The 15,335-nt window shown below is 62.7% G+C and carries 16 protein-coding genes and 1 riboswitch; of the genes, 10 read left to right on the top strand and 6 right to left on the bottom strand.

The genetic code is table 11. The features are described from left to right. Window positions 1–133: 133 nt before the first annotated feature. The 5 genes from A5732_RS13265 to A5732_RS13280 all read left to right on the top strand — a co-directional run bounded on the left by A5732_RS13265 (window position 134) and on the right by A5732_RS13280 (window position 4,078). Entirely contained in the window at window positions 134–1,690 is a 1,557-nt protein-coding gene (locus A5732_RS13265) for a succinic semialdehyde dehydrogenase (protein WP_076102423.1), read from the top strand. 75 nt (window positions 1,691–1,765) lie between these two features. Next, on the top strand, window positions 1,766–2,344 hold the full coding sequence (locus A5732_RS13270; RefSeq protein ID WP_076102424.1) for a cyclic nucleotide-binding domain-containing protein: 579 nt from the start codon (window positions 1,766–1,768) through the stop codon (window positions 2,342–2,344). A gap of 75 nt (window positions 2,345–2,419) precedes the next feature. Beyond that, a complete protein-coding gene (locus A5732_RS13275; RefSeq protein ID WP_064953314.1) occupies window positions 2,420–2,854 on the top strand; it encodes a DUF4383 domain-containing protein in 435 nt (144 codons plus the stop codon). 350 nt (window positions 2,855–3,204) lie between these two features. Continuing rightward, window positions 3,205–3,339: a hypothetical protein gene (locus A5732_RS27750; RefSeq protein ID WP_290439400.1), complete on the top strand. Its 135-nt coding sequence runs from the start codon at window positions 3,205–3,207 to the stop codon at window positions 3,337–3,339. Window positions 3,340–3,406: 67 nt separating this feature from the next. Further along, a complete protein-coding gene (locus A5732_RS13280; RefSeq protein WP_076102425.1) occupies window positions 3,407–4,078 on the top strand; it encodes a DUF2510 domain-containing protein in 672 nt (223 codons plus the stop codon). A 9-nt stretch (window positions 4,079–4,087) separates the two neighbouring features. On the opposite strand, the gene A5732_RS13285 is transcribed toward A5732_RS13280, so the two are convergent. Further along, entirely contained in the window at window positions 4,088–4,423 is a 336-nt protein-coding gene (locus A5732_RS13285; protein WP_076102426.1) for a hypothetical protein, read from the bottom strand. Between the two features lie 949 nt (window positions 4,424–5,372). Here A5732_RS13285 and A5732_RS13290 point away from each other — a divergent pair. Then, complete coding sequence (locus tag A5732_RS13290) at window positions 5,373–5,660, top strand: hypothetical protein (protein WP_076053874.1); 288 nt, start codon at window positions 5,373–5,375, stop codon at window positions 5,658–5,660. A gap of 333 nt (window positions 5,661–5,993) precedes the next feature. On the opposite strand, the gene A5732_RS13295 is transcribed toward A5732_RS13290, so the two are convergent. Together A5732_RS13295 and A5732_RS13300 are read right to left on the bottom strand one after the other, a co-directional pair. Beyond that, a complete protein-coding gene (locus A5732_RS13295; RefSeq protein WP_076102427.1) occupies window positions 5,994–7,133 on the bottom strand; it encodes a tyrosine-type recombinase/integrase in 1,140 nt (379 codons plus the stop codon). Beyond that, window positions 7,117–7,722: a DUF6214 family protein gene (locus tag A5732_RS13300; RefSeq protein WP_076102428.1), complete on the bottom strand. Its 606-nt coding sequence runs from the start codon at window positions 7,720–7,722 to the stop codon at window positions 7,117–7,119. The genes A5732_RS13295 and A5732_RS13300 overlap by 17 nt, the downstream gene beginning before the upstream one ends. A 104-nt stretch (window positions 7,723–7,826) precedes the next feature. Here A5732_RS13300 and A5732_RS13305 point away from each other — a divergent pair, with 104 nt between their 5' ends. The 4 genes from A5732_RS13305 (at window position 7,827) to A5732_RS13320 (ending at window position 10,443) form a co-directional block, all read left to right on the top strand. Continuing rightward, window positions 7,827–8,087, top strand: coding sequence for a helix-turn-helix transcriptional regulator (locus A5732_RS13305; protein ID WP_076102429.1), 261 nt, complete (start codon window positions 7,827–7,829; stop codon window positions 8,085–8,087). Then, a complete protein-coding gene (locus A5732_RS27050) occupies window positions 8,087–8,473 on the top strand; it encodes a hypothetical protein (RefSeq protein WP_142256601.1) in 387 nt (128 codons plus the stop codon). Before A5732_RS13305 ends, A5732_RS27050 begins: the two co-directional genes overlap by 1 nt. Continuing rightward, window positions 8,470–9,717 carry an AAA family ATPase gene (locus A5732_RS13315; protein ID WP_076102431.1) on the top strand — a complete coding sequence of 416 codons (1,248 nt, stop codon included), beginning with the start codon at window positions 8,470–8,472 and terminating at the stop codon, window positions 9,715–9,717. Before A5732_RS27050 ends, A5732_RS13315 begins: the two co-directional genes overlap by 4 nt. Window positions 9,718–9,906: 189 nt before the next feature. Further along, entirely contained in the window at window positions 9,907–10,443 is a 537-nt protein-coding gene (locus A5732_RS13320; protein ID WP_076102432.1) for a hypothetical protein, read from the top strand. 130 nt (window positions 10,444–10,573) lie between these two features. On the opposite strand, the gene A5732_RS13325 is transcribed toward A5732_RS13320, so the two are convergent. The 3 genes from A5732_RS13325 to ettA all read right to left on the bottom strand — a co-directional run bounded on the left by A5732_RS13325 (window position 10,574) and on the right by ettA (window position 15,086). Beyond that, on the bottom strand, window positions 10,574–12,538 hold the full coding sequence (locus A5732_RS13325) for a hypothetical protein (RefSeq protein ID WP_142256602.1): 1,965 nt from the start codon (window positions 12,536–12,538) through the stop codon (window positions 10,574–10,576). Window positions 12,539–13,013: 475 nt separating this feature from the next. Beyond that, a complete protein-coding gene (locus A5732_RS13330; protein ID WP_076102434.1) occupies window positions 13,014–13,346 on the bottom strand; it encodes a hypothetical protein in 333 nt (110 codons plus the stop codon). Window positions 13,347–13,355: 9 nt separating this feature from the next. After that, window positions 13,356–15,086 carry an energy-dependent translational throttle protein EttA gene (gene ettA, locus A5732_RS13335; RefSeq protein WP_076102435.1) on the bottom strand — a complete coding sequence of 577 codons (1,731 nt, stop codon included), beginning with the start codon at window positions 15,084–15,086 and terminating at the stop codon, window positions 13,356–13,358. Window positions 15,087–15,265: 179 nt separating this feature from the next. Continuing rightward, window positions 15,266–15,325: riboswitch (Fluoride riboswitch) on the top strand. Window positions 15,326–15,335 lie beyond the last annotated feature (10 nt).

Consider the following 15,335-nt stretch of genomic DNA (forward strand, 5'->3'; position numbering starts at 1 on the left):
TCGAAACGTCTAACCCGCGCAGGTTGCGCTGCAGCGTGATTCGTCGGCTAGGCGGAGCGTCTCCAGAGCTCCCGGCGCATGAATCTTCCGTCCCATAGGCTGGTGTTTTGGACACCGCTCGAGAGGTAATGACATGCCCGCACCGTCAGCCGAGGTCTTCGACCGTTTGCGTCAGCTCGCCGCCATCAAAGACCTCACCGCGCGCGAGACGAAGACGATCGACGAGGTCTTCACGGGCAGGCCGCTGACCTCGATCCCGGTGGGCACGGCCGAAGACGTCGAAGCCGCGTTCGCCGAAGCGCGCGCGGCCCAGGCCGCCTGGGCGAACCGCCCGGTCACCGAGCGCGTCGCAGTCATCGCCCGTTATCGCGACCTCGTCGTGAAGAACCGCGAGTTCCTGATGGATCTCCTGCAGGCCGAGGCCGGTAAGGCCCGCTGGGCGGCGCAGGAGGAGATCATCGACCTGATGGCGAACGCGAACTACTACGCCAGCGTCGCCGCGGACCTGCTCAAACCCCACACGGTGCCCGCGCTGCTTCCCGGGATCGGCAAGACCACGGTCGCTTACCAGCCCAAGGGCGTCGTCGGGGTGATTTCGCCGTGGAACTACCCCATGACGCTGACCGTGTCGGACTCGGTGCCGGCGCTGCTCGCGGGTAACGCGGTGGTGCTCAAGCCGGACAGCCAGACCCCGTACTGCGCGCTCGCGTGCGCCGAGCTGCTCTATGAGGCCGGCCTGCCGCGGGCGCTCTATGCGATCGTGCCCGGGCCGGGCTCGGTGGTCGGCACCGCGATCATCGACAACTGCGACTACTTGATGTTCACCGGTTCGACCGCCACCGGCAGGCAGCTCGCCGAACACGCGGGCCGTCGGCTGATCGGTTTCTCGGCCGAACTCGGGGGCAAGAACGCGATGATCGTCACGCGGGGGGCCAACCTGGACAAGGCCGCCAAGGCCGCCACCCGTGCGTGTTTCTCGAACGCGGGCCAGCTGTGCATCTCCATCGAGCGAATTTACGTGGAGAAGGACATCGCCGACGATTTCGTCGGCAAGTTCGGTGCCGCGGTGCGAAACATGAAGCTGGGCACCGCATATGACTTCTCGGTCGACATGGGCAGCCTGATCTCCGCCGGTCAGCTCGACACGGTGACGGACCACGTCGACGATGCGAAAGCCAAGGGCGCCAAGGTGATTGCGGGCGGCAAGCCCCGCCCCGACGTCGGACCGCTGTTCTACGAGCCGACGGTGCTGACCGACGTCACGCAGGAGATGGAGTGCGCGGCCAACGAGACGTTCGGGCCGGTCGTCTCGATCTATCCCGTCGCCGACGTGGATGAGGCCGTCGAGAAGGCCAACGACACCGAGTACGGGCTCAACGCCAGCGTGTGGGCCGGCTCATCGGCCGACGGCGAGCGGGTCGCCGCGCGGTTGCGGTCGGGGACGGTGAACGTCAACGAGGGTTACGCATTCGCGTGGGGCAGCCTCAGCGCGCCGATGGGCGGGATGGGCCAGTCCGGCGTCGGCCGCCGGCACGGCCCCGAGGGCCTGCTGAAGTACACCGAATCGCAGACGATCGCGACCGCGCGGATGTTCAATCTCGATCCGCCCCTTGGCATTCCGGGAAAACTGTGGCAGAAGTCGCTGTTGCCCATCGTGCGAACGGTATCGAAGCTTCCCGGCCGAAAGTGAGATTCGCCGGCGGCCCAGCGTAAATCCGCGTTACGCTCTCGATGTCAGCGGCACATCGCACGTCAGGAGTCCGCTATGAAGGCCGACGCGAAGCAATATGAGGAAGACGCTCGGCGGCTACGCGGGTACGCCACATTCGGCAACTTCTCGGATGCTCAACTACAGCGTCTCGCCCGAGTGGCCCATCGCACCGCGACAACGGCGGCATTGCCGCTGATTCATGAGCAGACTCCGTCGGACTCCTGCTTCATCCTGCTCAGCGGGGAGGTGGGAGTGTACGTCGGCCGGGACCAGGTCGCCGCGCTGGGTCCGGGCGAGGTGATCGGCGAATCGGCGCTGCATCGTGGCAGGCTGCGTTCCGCGACCGTGACGACGATGGGGCCGGCCGAGTTATTGCGGATAGAACGCGACGATCTCGACACGTTGCTCGACGAGATACCGGCACTCCGCGAAATAGTCGACGCCTCCGTCGCGCGACACGTGCCGGTAGACCTGCCGCCGAAGCCAAAACCGCCGTTCTCCCGGTTGGGCGCCTCCGTCCGCACCGACCTGGTCGAGCGGTTCGAGCAGGCCGCCGACAGCGCCGGTGTGGACCTCGCGACCGCGCTCGAAGATGCGCTTACCCGTTGGATCGAACGGGACGGCAAAGCGTAGCCGCTGCTTTCATTGACCCCCATCTACTACCGGGCGTAGTATTCGGGCAACTCGCCACGCACAAGGGGGTGCAATGTGAGGTGGAGCTTCGCCCAGGTCGGGCTGGTGATCATCTGCGTTTTTCATGTCATTCAGGCCGTGATCGGGTTCATCCTCAATCCCAGCTTCGCGACCGGGCCCGATGCGCCGACCGTGCAGCTGCTAGGCATGGACTACAACGGCTGGCACGCCGTCGCCGGTCTGGCGCTGTTCGCTCCGGGGCTCGTGTGCGCGCTGCGGAAGTCGCTGGCCGTGCTATATCTACTGCTCGCCGCGATAGCCGGTGCACTGCCGGGCATTTGGGCCTTCTTCTCGCATCAGGTCGCGTTCGTGTTCAACTTTCCCAACAACACGGTCGACGCGGTGGTGCACTTGGTAACCGCCGCGATCATGGTTGCGGTCGCCGCCGTCCAAATCCGGATGGATGGCGGGCTTCGAAACTCGCTCGCTGATCTCCGGAAAGCGCCGTAGCGCAACGTATTTGGGGCCGTTTAGCCGCTATTCGATGGCGCCAAGGCGCTCGCCGACCCGGGCCAGCGCCTCGTCGAAGATCTCCAGCTTTTCGCCGCGCTTCTCGTTGGCCGGCTGGGCGGAGCCGCGGGCGCCTTCGGAGGCCACCCGGGCCGCGCCTTGCGCGCCGACGCGTCGAACGCCGAACCGTCACGCCGGGGCCATCTCGAATTCACATCTCCTGGCGCGTCGCCGTCAGACATGCTCGCAGCCTAGGCTTGGCGGAGCGGCTTCCGCGGTCCCGCTTCTATCCTCGAGGTCTTCGGATCGGTGGCTGCGGGTAGTCGTTCAGTCGATGAAGGGAGGTTGCGATGGGCAAGCATTCGGAGAGGGACGACGAAGAGCCCAAGGGCGGCCGCCCCGGCCCGGTGGATCACGGGCGCGAAGGCGGGATGGCGACCCGCGAGAACGCGCCGGAACTCACCGCGCCGGACCGCGAGGACTGAATGGTGCGACTCGACCGGCCGCCGGGGTGGGTAGCCCGGATCTTTCTGGCACGACCAAAATGGATAGATGCCGTCTGAACAGGCGCCGCCCCCGCCGAAATCGGCGCCGGGCTGGTACCCCGACCCCGCCGTAGGCCACGGGCTGCAGCGGTACTTCGACGGCACCAGCTGGACCAGCGAGTGGGCGTTCTCCGCAGAGCCGCCGAAGAAGGGTCTCTCCGGAAAGGCGGTCCTGGCGCTGGCGGCGCTGTGCGTCCTTGTCCTGCTGATCCTCGTGGGCAAAAGCTGGATCTTCGACCCGCAGAAGGCCGGCCACTCGACCCCATCGAGCGGTTCGGTCGCGGCGGGACCGACGGAGGCAACGCCGTCGACACCGGCCGGCCCCAAGAAGCCGGACGGCGTCACCTTCACCACCGCTCCAAGCCCGAGCGGCGACGTGGTCAACGCCCGATTCGCCATCCGCGACAACTACACCGAGCAGCTGATCAAAGACGGCGCCCGGCTGGACACCATCGACATCCTCAAATACGCGCGAGCGACCTATCCGGACGCGTCCGCGGTCAATGTGCAGGGCACCTTCCCGATGACCGACCCGTACGGCAACACCTCGACCCAGGTGGCCATCGACCTCACGTACTCGCGGGCGACTTTGGACAAAATCAACTTCGATGGCATCAGCAAAGCCAGCATCTGGGAGATTCGCGACTCCGGCAATGTTCTTCCGGCCTTTCAGCCGTAGGCCGGTCCACTACTTCGGCGGGGTGCGGGTGTCCTCGTAGCGGACGGACGCCGCCATAGCCACGGTGAGCAGGATCAGCACTGGCACGGCCACCAGTGGGTAGGCGGCGACTGCGGCCATGGCGATGAGCGAGCCCGGCACCAGCAGCGCCAACGCGGCCGACGGATGCTTCTCGATCAAGGTGACGATCCTCGCGAGCGCCGCGAATGCCAGCGCGGCCTGCTGATACCGATCCGGCCAAACTCGGTCGGCTGAGCAGCGGGTGTCTAAGCCGCAACCCGTGCAGTTGCGCCAATAGGAGTAACGGGTTTTGAGGCCGCAGCCCATGCAGGTGTGCGTGGTCATCGGAGGCCATGCTCTCATCGCGTCGGACGGCGCGATCGCCCTCCCCGCTGCTGGGAATTTTGTGCTGTTCGTGGAGTCGCCTGCCTTAGTGTCGTGGCCTTGACTGACGGCGATGGTCCGCCGTTGCCGGCTTAGGGTGGACAAAAAGCGTTACGCCTGTATGGCGTGTGGCGCGCGCACGGCGCTTATTGGTTGCGGCCGTTCAGTGGCTCGAAGGCGCTCATCCAATAGCGCATCCGCTGCGTCTAAGGACGGCAGCGGCTCACCCCGCTCCCGAGCCGCTCGACCGAAGGGTCGCCAGCAATCTCAGCTCGGTATCAATCGTCTCGAGGTCGCGTATGCGGGCCGGCGCGGCCTTGGATCCGCCGACAGAAACATCTTTTCGCCTCATCGCATTGGATTACCCCGCCATTGTGCTGTTAAGCACGGGCCGCCCGCGAGGAGAGCCGGGAAGTCTTGTCGACGCCCACAGTCGCGTCGTTACTCGCGTCAGGGGATCTCAATACTCAACGTCAATATTCCGGCGGATCTCCGCCACCTCATTAAACGATAGAAGTCAATGAAGCTCGCCAAAACTCACTTGAGTTTCATGTAAGGCGCGACACTGTGCCGGAGTAACGGCAGCCAGTCGCTACCGACGAAGGGGTGAATAATGCACGTCAAATCCCCAGGGCCCTCGGTGCTTAATCCCGGTGCGGCACAGTCATCTCCGGCGAAGCCACCGGCTTACCCCGAGTGCATGGTGTACAACGTCAACACGCCGCAATTCACGGACTGCGACTACGTGTCCGCTTATCGCACATATCAACACCCCTGCAATGCAACTATGCACAGCGATGGCTCCATTGCAACTGGTCCGGCGTTTGCGTGCCGAAAGAGGAGTGATGCGCTGGTGAAGAATGCACTTGTGATACCTGTCGTGTTGGCGGCGGGTATAGCCTGCGCCCCATTGGCGGAGGCGGACAGCGGTGATCAAGCCTCGGCCGAGCAGGCAGTGACGGCCATCTACAACCAAGTGCAGGCTCGCTGCACACCGCGTACTCCGCCAGCCCTTCAGTCGATCAGTTGGGACAACTTCTACCCGGCCGTCGGCGGCGAAGGTCATATCCATGACGCCAACCCGGCTCTGGGTGGACCGTTCAAGGCGTCCTACTGGAACCCCAGGGTCGGACCCGCCAAGGACGGAGCGGCGGGCCGGGCCTACGGCCAGTGGAGCGTGGACCTCGAGTTCTGCTGACCCGCCCGCTGCCTGATCACCGGTCGACTCAATGGACCAAAGGGCGAAAAGCAAAGGGAGACAACTGATGCAACCTAATCAGCGATTCAAACAAGGTGCTTGGCGCGCATCCGTCGATGACGGAGGTGCTGTGGGGTGCTCTTTCTCTGTGTCGGGCTGACAGGATTTGAACCTGCGACCACTTGACCCCCAGTCAAATTGACCAGGTTCGCCGAAGTTCGCCGACAGTCGGAACGCGCAGCTAGACAGCCATTTTGGGGCATTCAGCGAAGATCGGCGAAAGTGGGCGAAAATGGGGCTGGTTTGGGTCACCGTTTGGGTCAAACCAGCAAACTACAGCCCGAGCGCGCCCGATAGGCCGTCGATCGCAGCCCGCGTCGTCGCGTCGCTGGCGTGTCCGTAAATGTCGCCGGTAACGCTGATCGAGCTGTGCCCAAGCAGATCGGCAACCGCCTTGATGTGGACGCCGGCGTCCAGCCACGCCGCCGCGGCGGAGTGACGCAGTGTGTGAACCCCGACGTTCTCGACCCCCGCCTTCACCGCGGCGGTCTCCATCGTCCGCAGCACGTTACGTGGTTCGACCGGGCCGCCGAACTCGGTGGTGAACACCAGGCCGCTATCGATCCACAGCTTGCCCGCACGCAGTCGCTCCGCCGCCTGCGCGGCCTTATTGGCCTTCAGCATCGATACGATGCCGAGTGAGAGCGGAACTGTGCGGCGCGAGCGCGTCGTCTTTGGTTCGGTGATCACCAACTTCTCCCCCACACGCGCCAGCGTGGCCGCAACCGTTAAGGCGCCCTCATTGAGGTTGACGTGCTCCCAGCGCAGCGCCAGCGCTTCGCCGCGGCGGAGGCCAGTCGCTGCAACTAACATCAACACAGGTCGATACCGCAGCCCCTCGGCCGCCGCCAGTACCGCGGTCACTTCCATCGCACTCAAGTGCCTAGCCTCAGTGCGCGTCACCCTGGGCCTTGCCACCCGCACCGCCGGGTTTTCAGCGATCAAGCCGTCCAGTTTCGCGTCATGAAGGACCGTGCGGAGCACCGTATACACCTGGCGCACTGTGCTATCGGACAAACCCTGGCTGCGCAGCCTAACCAACAGTCCGTCGATATGGGACTTTCGCAGCCTGCCTAGCGGCGTGATTCCTAATGGGGCTGGGCACAGGTGTTTTCGCGCCAGCGTCTTGTAGAGCGACTTTGTGGACAGTTTTCGCGACGATGCCTCCAGCGCCGTATCCGCCCAATGGTCGATCCACTCGGCTAGCCGGGTGTTTGAATCCTGTACCGGTGCTTCGACTTTGACGCGGTCGCGGGCCTTCTCCAGCTTGATGCGCACAGCCTCTGCGGTCGCCCCGTAAAACGAGGCCGAGCGACGCAAACCCGTTACCGGATCGATATAGCTCAGACGGGACTCCCAGCGGCCGTCGGCCCGCTGCCGGACGTTACCCTCGCCGTCAGCTCGTTTCGCCATCAACATTGCCTTTCCCTCGTGTTGTCGCCGGGAGCAGACGCTCTCTTCGCGCTTCCGCTACGTAACGCCCGGCGGTGCGATGATCCACCCCGAACGCCGCGGCCACGGCCTTGGTCGGGGCCCGGCCAGCGGCGCGGTACGTGTCGGCGACCCGCTTCAAGAGCTCTTTGTTGATCTTGCGCCGAGTTGCTTTGCGCGCGCGTCGAATCGACGGCATTGCCGCCTGTCGCGACTCCGCTGATATCGGAAAGTCCCTAAAAGCGCCAGACGTGTTTCGGACCCAGGCAGCCGTAGCACAGATATCTTCGACCAGATCCTCAAGCTGGGCCGCGAGGCTCTTTAAGTCGTTGACTCGCACACCGCTTGTGCCGGGCGCTGCGGAGAACTGGATAGATGTCACCACCGGGGCGCCGTCCATCAACTCAATCCTGACCTCCAAAGCAGGCATACCGTCGCCACCCGGCTGTCTGTAAGCGAGCTTGCGCGGGATCGCCCTATCACCGACGGCCACCATCTTCCCGCGCGTCTCCAGCCATGCACCGTCGCCCTGCAGGTATAACATCGCGCCTTCTTCTTTGAAGATAGTCATTATCTGACCTGCTAGTGACGTAGTCATTAGCAGTCTGTCTACGTCACTGTTGTCAGTATCCGCCGGAACCACGGCGAGTGACAGCGAAACGGAGTCTGGACCTAATGGCAATCGCACCCGAGCCCGACGATCGGTTGCTCTACCCGAAGCTCGACGCGCGCCGACTGATCGGCGGCGTCGGGAACACGACGTTGTGGCGGTTGGTCAACGAAGGTGAGTTAGAGCAAGTAAAGATCGGCCGACGGTCGTTCATTACCGCGGAATCGATTCATGCGTACGTCGCTCGACTTCGCGGTGGCGGACGGGGGCTGACAGTCGGTGAAGGTTCGGGCACACGCGGGACCGAACCTGTTGGCGCGGACTAATGGCGGAAGAGGGACCGCCGGGCCTTGAAGACGACGAAGGCCGAGCCCAGCCAGACCCGACCGACGTCGAAAAATCGTTAGCAGACACTACCGACAGCTGCGATCGTAACCGATCAGGCCGCAACCTTGCGTACGACAAGTTGGCGGCATTGCGCCGGCGCCGTGAAGCAGCGATGCGGATGGAAGGCGGTGACCCGGAGCACCCAGGGCGCAAATATCACCGCCCCGCACTCGGTATTGCTGCGTTTCATTTCCGCGAAGGCTTCGCCCGCGGCGGCCTTGATGCGCTGCAACGGATATGGGCATTCATCCCGACCGAGCACCGCGCCGCGGTAAGAGCGATCGCCGCTGACTACAGCAACTCCGATCGCGAGGTGGCGTTATGAGCGGCAACCACGCGTCGCACCAGGCGTCTGCGGATAGGGCCGACCGGCGCGACCAAACGCTACTCAGCGGGATGATCACCGCCGCAGAACTAGACGTGATGACCTTTCCCCCGCTAATCGAGCACGTGCCGCATCTCATCACCGAGGGCTTTGGCATCTTGGCCGGGTCACCCAAGATCGGGAAGAGCTGGCTCGCAGCGGGTGTCGCTCTCGCCTGCGCCGACGGCGGCGCCGTACTCGGCGGCATCAGCGTACAAGGCCGCCATGTTCTGCTCCTGGCCCTCAACCACGACCAGCCGCTACCACAAAGGCTGGACATCATTACCTACGTCTCGCCGGGCGCCGTGACTGCGACCATGACCGAATGGTTGGAAAGGCATCGCGGTGACACGACTCCACCGCTGATCATTCTCGACACCTTGGGCAAGGCTCGGCCACAGCGCCGCCCTGGCGACGACCCGTACATCGCGGACTACCAAGTCGGATCCCTCATCAAGATGACTGTCGACGCCGTGCCGGGGGCCGCACTGGTCGCCGTCCACCACACCCGCAAGATGCGCGCCGACGACTGGCTCGACACGGTATCAGGCACTCAGGGCATCACTGGGTCAGCCGACTACACCTTGCTGCTCAGCCGGAGGCGTAAGAGCGACGACGGTGTCCTTGCTGTAACCGGTCGCGACATCGCCGAAAACGAATACGCGATCAAATTCAACCGGGGCATCTGGTCGCTTGACGGGATGGACATACTTGACGCGGCCGCCACCGTGACTACTCGCAACGAGTCCACGCGGCAAACACGACTCGGCGCTCAATCCCTAGATGCCCTGGAGTTCGTCAACTCCCGGTCGGCCACGAGCCCCGCCGAGCTGGCCGCGCATCTTCAAATCGATAACCGCATGGCCGGCAATCTGCTAGCCCGTCTGGCCGATAGCGACCACATTGCCAAACCTGCCCGCGGCACCTATACACCGATAGGGAGTGAAAATGGTGAAAGCGATGAAAACGCCGGTCAGGTCATTTTTTCGGATCGATCACCGAGTGATGAAAGTGATGAAACCGGATCAGGCCGGCTACCTGCCAATTCAGTACTTTCATCAGATTCATCACCACCACATGCACCTCCGGGAGGTCTGACGGGGGAAACACCAGGGCTGACTGATCGGGTCCAGCAAGCGCTCGACCATGCAAGGCGAAACGGTCACAAATCGAACGCAGCCACGTCGAAGCTCAGCAAACAGTGACCATCAGCAGGCTGCGCCGGAAGGGATCGGTGCCGGCGTAACAACGGGATGTCCGGCACCTCGCACGCTCGAGCTTGCCGCCTTGAAGTGACCTTGAGTGTTTACGAGCTGCCACCTCAGGGCCCCGGGGAACCGGGCTTGGCACGGAATAGACCCGGTCGCGTACGCGCTGCTATGGGTGGAGGTGCAATGAGCATCGAGGAACGGTGGTTTTATTACGCCGACGCACTCCCAGAATATGCCCAGAAACTGGTTCGCATTAGCGACGGCAAGGCGGAACGCTACACGGCTCGCCAAGGCTGGGTCGACGCGAACGGCGTTCAGTCCGAGGTCAAATGGACCGGCGACTGGGACCCGGTCTTGGCTGACGACGCGGATACCATCATCGCGAACATTGACAACCCGCGACCCCGTAAGCGGTTCGACTACTGGAACCCGTCCTGGCAACTGAGGGTGTGGTTCGGTGTCAGCCTGGACGCAATCGAGGCCGGTGTGATCACCGCCGACCAGATTGCGCCTGAGTCCGGGTTGAACGATCAAGTGGTCGCGGCATTGAAAGTCGTTGACGATTGGGATCTTTCCGACGAGTGGCGCTGGTGCAACACCTCTACCGATGAGCGCGACGAATCCCCGATTTTGCAAGCCTATTTCGCGCTGGGGGCGCAGTGCCGCGAGGTCGAAGCCGAACTGGAGAGTCGAATTGCTGCTGTGAAAGCTGAACACTGAGGGGCTGGCTCAGGACGCCCAAATCGCCGCTGGCGCCCACACCGCCGACAGCGGACGCCAGTTCCCGCCTTTAAGTTTGAGCCGCGTCTGCACCATTCAGCCATGGTTTCTCGGTCGGTAGTTTGCCGAGCTACGGTGTGATTTGGTTGATCCGAATCACGAGGAAGTTTTCGTCATCCACGGGCTCCGTCCCGGCGGGCATGAGCTTTACCGGGAGTGAGCCGGCTACCATGAATCCACGCTGAGCTTGAGCAAGGTTCTTGCGTGCTATCCGACTAGTAGCAGATCCTGGATGTTCGGCGAGCGCGAGACGCCGTTTAAAGACTTCCCAGTCGGAAGGGCGTACTTCAAAAGCTTGGTCGCACCGCTCCGTCCAGATACGCTCGCCGGCGGCGAATAGACGGTCGAGGGCGTCAAGCACGGCGGGAGGTACGTCGGCGGTCGGCCGTGGTATGTGCTCAGCGGCCGCGGCTCCGCTGACTAGCTCATTCAGAGCTGTGTTAAGAGCAAAGTAGTCGTTTATCAGTTTCGAAGTCTGGTCGACCAACACAAATCTGCCCGGGATCACCGGTTTGAACGAGGCGAGGCGGTCCTCGCACCAAGACCCGAGCGCATCAGCCTCCACGAGTACGCGATGACTGTCTGACCGAACCATTTCCGTACGTCGATGCGCGTATGCAAAAAGTTCGGCTGGATTGGGCAGGACGTCGGCGATGAGTAGAAGATCTGCCAGTGTCAATATCCAGGAGCGATCACCGAGGCTGTCGGAACTTGGGCGGCCTAGCAGAGTGTTGAACGGATCGATTCGGTCGAGTGTGACAATGATCCCCAAGCTCAAATCATCTCGCTCGACCGGGACGGTACGTCCCTTGCCGCCTTCGCCAGCCTTCAGAGGTAGGCCGGCTTTGATGGCATTGGCCGTGCGTAGATTCTGGTCCGCACCTTTCGTAATCATCTGGTCGGCGTGCTTTTCAACTCGTCCTGGCGCTCCACGACGTGCCGCCGCCGTGATGCGACCGCCCTTGCACTCAACTATCAGGTGCGCTCCCGGAAGCGACATGACGATGTCAGCCTCTGCATCCGACTCGGCGTCGGGATAAGTGACGTTCGAAAACGTTCTTTCTTCACCGAATATTGATGCCAGAACCTGGCCGGGCATACGTTCGGCCACAGTCTGGCGGGCCTTATCGAACGATTTGAGCAACTTGTCGGACTGTTGGCAGACGTCGAATGCCCAGTCCAACATGCAGTGCACAAAATCTTCCGGTCGGCACCACATCCACTGGCCATCTGAGATTAAGAGAATCGGGTGATTGCGGACGTGATTGTCTTCGTGGAGGTTGCAAATTTGTTGTGATCCAAGCGGAGTGGCGAGCGCCGCGACTAACTTGTCGAACGAGGTTGAGGACAAGCCGAGCCTATCTGCAATCAGCTCATCTGCGTCCTCCGCCTCAACTGGAGCGGCCGCATCAAGGACAAATGCCAGCATTTCCGAAACCATCCACTGCAACTTAGTCGCCTCGTCCGCCCCTGGATTAGATGGCATGTGATGGGCGACGATCCGATCGCTGGTTGACTGCCAATGCTCGAGCAGTCGTTGACTGTAAATGTCGGCAAAGCGAAGAGCATCGCTCAGCTTGAATCCCAAGGTCTGCTTAGCGGTTTCGTCAACGAGGCCAAAAATAGCGTCGGCGATACGTCGCAAATGACGGTCAAACCCAGCCATGCGGTCGAAGTGGCGTTCGAGGTTTAGCAGTTCAATTGCTCTCTCGATGGAGGACCGTGCGGGTCGTTCGAATGCGTCGGCGAAATCGATCGATGCTTGCAGTTCGGCGATGGTTCGCAGTTGATTCTCGGCGTCCAAGACTATCTGCGGGTCGAATCGTCCACGGAGATTTGCAACGACGTCTGATTCGGGGCGGCTGGTCACCAAGCCGGCGAAGAACTCAAGCATGGCGTCAGAGCCGTGTATCTGCGGGGCAGTCAAAAGGCTTCTTGCTCTAACATCCCACATGTGTAAAGCCCCGTAGAGATGCAGCGGATCACTACGGTCGATCATCGCCTGGAGGGCGTCGATCGCAGCTTGGATGCTCAAGCGGGCTGCAGCGCCTTCGCTTGAGATCAGCTGTCGAGCCCTGCCAAACGATCTCGAATCAGGCAACTTCCGAAGGGATTCAAGCGCCTCCATGGCCGGTGGTGACAAACAGCGTGCCGATGCGTCGGCTCTTTCGTGGTCCGAGCGACGTTTTTGCATGTGCAACCTGACTGGTTCGATCGCTGCTGATGTCTGAATGGAAGAGGTTTTTAGCAATGGGGAGGCTAGCGCAAGCGCACCCCTCCACTAAGGTCACGCACCGCCACCCCAGGGGCCAGACCCCCTCCCGCCACCGTTCACCGGAACATGGCCGAAACAGGCAAAGTCGCCGGATACGTTTGGGGGGGCTTTTGACAGTGAGCCGCCCTCCCTGCCCGGGGTGCACTTGTGGTCGTTTTCCCACCCAGTAATCAACAATGCTTCGCAGGCACCGGCGTCTAGGACTGTCCGCCCGGCCTACATCAGGTTAGTCGCCCTAGCGTGACTCGGGGCGATCAGTGACTGAAGCTTGACGCCGCGTGTTCATGTACAGCATCAATACGTCCTCGGCGAGGTGATATTGCAGCGAGTCGACCCACAAGCGGTGGATCACTTTGCCTGTTCGTGACGCGCCGCCGGGGGTGGCGATGTAGCCGCCCACATCCGCCTCAGCCAGCAGGTGCAACACTGGTGCGATATCGCTTGGTTCGAGATCGGCCAATTCCGCCCATGCGCTGGCCCATACCCCGTTGTCGACGCCACCGGGCGGCAGCCAAAACATGATGTGACGGCCGGCTAGGTTCGGGATCCGACGTATCGGTGAACTCATGTAACTCTCTTAGTCCCAGCTAAGGCGACGAAATTTCACTCGATGCGGTCGAGCTCTTTCCGCGCCGAGCCTGGTGAGCTTGTTCTGTTCGTACGCGGCGAAATTGCCTTCGAACCAATACCATTGCGCGGGAACCGTTTCTGTGCCCTCCCAGGCGAGGATGTGGGTGGCCAGACGGTCGAGGAACCAGCGGTCGTGGGCGGCGATGACCATGCAGCCGGGAAACTCAGCGATCGCGTTCTCGAGCGATGTTAGTGTTTCGGTGTCGAGGTCGTTCGTCGGCTCGTCGAGTAGCAACGCGTTTCCGCCTTGCTTAAGAGTCAGTGCGAGATTGAGTCGGTTGCGTTCGCCGCCCGAGAATAGCCGGGCTGGTTTCTGCTGCTCTGGGCCCTTGAAGCCGAAAGCCGCGACATAGGCACGTGACGGCACTTCCACCGGCCCGATGTGGAGCACGTCGTCGCCGCCGGAGACAACTTCCCACGCGGTGCGGTTGGGGTCGATGTTCGCCCGATTCTGATCGACGTAGGCAATCCGCACTGTCTCGCCGATTCTGAAGGTGCCCGCGTCGGGTTCTTCGTTGCCGGCCAGCATCTGGAACAGCGTGGTCTTGCCGACCCCGTTGGGGCCGATGACGCCGACGATTCCGTTGGGCGGCAGAGAGAAAGAGAGCTCGCGGAATAGATCTCGATCGCCGAAGGCTTTGCTCACGTGGTCGGCCTCGATAACCAGACTTCCCAGCCGAGGGCCCGGCGGAATCCGGATCTCGTCGAAGTCGAGGTGGCGAGTTTTCGCCGCGCATGCCGCCATCTGTTCGTAACGGCGCAGCCGCGCACCGCCTTTCGCCTGTCGGGCCTTCGCCCCGGCGCGTACCCATTCGAGTTCGCGTTGCAGCTGACGCAGCCGCTTGGCGTCCTTGCGCCCCTCTACCTGCAACCGCGCGGCTTTGGTAGCCAGGTAGGTGGTGTAGTTGCCCTGATATGGGTAGGCGCGGCCGCGGTCGAGTTCGAGGATCCATTGCGCGACGCTGTCCAAGAAGTAGCGGTCGTGGGTGACCGCGACGATTGTGCCGCGGTATCTGGCGAGATGTTGTTCAAGCCAAGCTATGCTTTCGGCGTCAAGATGGTTGGTGGGCTCGTCCAGCAGCAGTAAGTCTGGTCGCTGTAACAGCAGGCGGCACAACGCAATCCGGCGACGTTCCCCGCCTGAGAGCTCGCGGACGTCGGTTTCGGCGGCTGGGCATCGAAGCGCGTCCATCGCCTGTTCGAGTCGGGCGTCGAGATCCCATGCATCGCGCTGGTCCAATTGCTCTTGCAGTGAACCCATTTCGGCCATGAGGTCGTCGCTGTCGTCCTCGGCGAGACGCGCAGAGATCTCGGTGTAACGGGCCAGCAGCTCCGCGGTGTCGGCTACGCCGTCGCGCACATTTTCAAGCACCGTCTTGCTCTCGTCGAGAACTGGCTCTTGCGGCAACAGCCCCACGGTGACGTCCGGCGCCAGGCGCGCCTCGCCGTTCGATGGCCGCTCGCAGCCTCCCATCATCCGCAGCAGGGTCGACTTCCCCGCGCCGTTTGGGCCGACGACGCCGATCTTGGCGCCGGGCAGGAACGACAGTGTGACGTCGTCAAAGATGACTTTTTCGCCGCGCACAGCCCGAGCGCACTTTAGCTGATAGATCCACTGCACGACGACCGCCTCCCATGGATCGCTCTTCGTCCAGGAACCATCGGCGGGCCCAATCATGCGGGCCGCAATTGGTGGCGAGTCCCACCGCCAGCGTTCTTCCCAGGTTAGCTCGCCGAGGCGGCCCCCTGCCAGCGCGGATTCGCCCGATGGGAAGGCAGGGGTCAACCTGGACCAGCCAGAGCCTGGGTGATCAGGACGGGCGTCGACGTTGGCGGCTAGAGGCTGGCGACGCTAGCATCGTGAAAGGCGATGAAGCTCGCCTCGACCGCCGCCCGGCTGATGGCTTCTACCCGTTGAACCGTGCAT

Source organism: Mycobacterium colombiense, from assembly GCF_001953985.1.
GTDB classification, from domain to species: Bacteria; Actinomycetota; Actinomycetes; order Mycobacteriales; family Mycobacteriaceae; genus Mycobacterium; species Mycobacterium colombiense_B.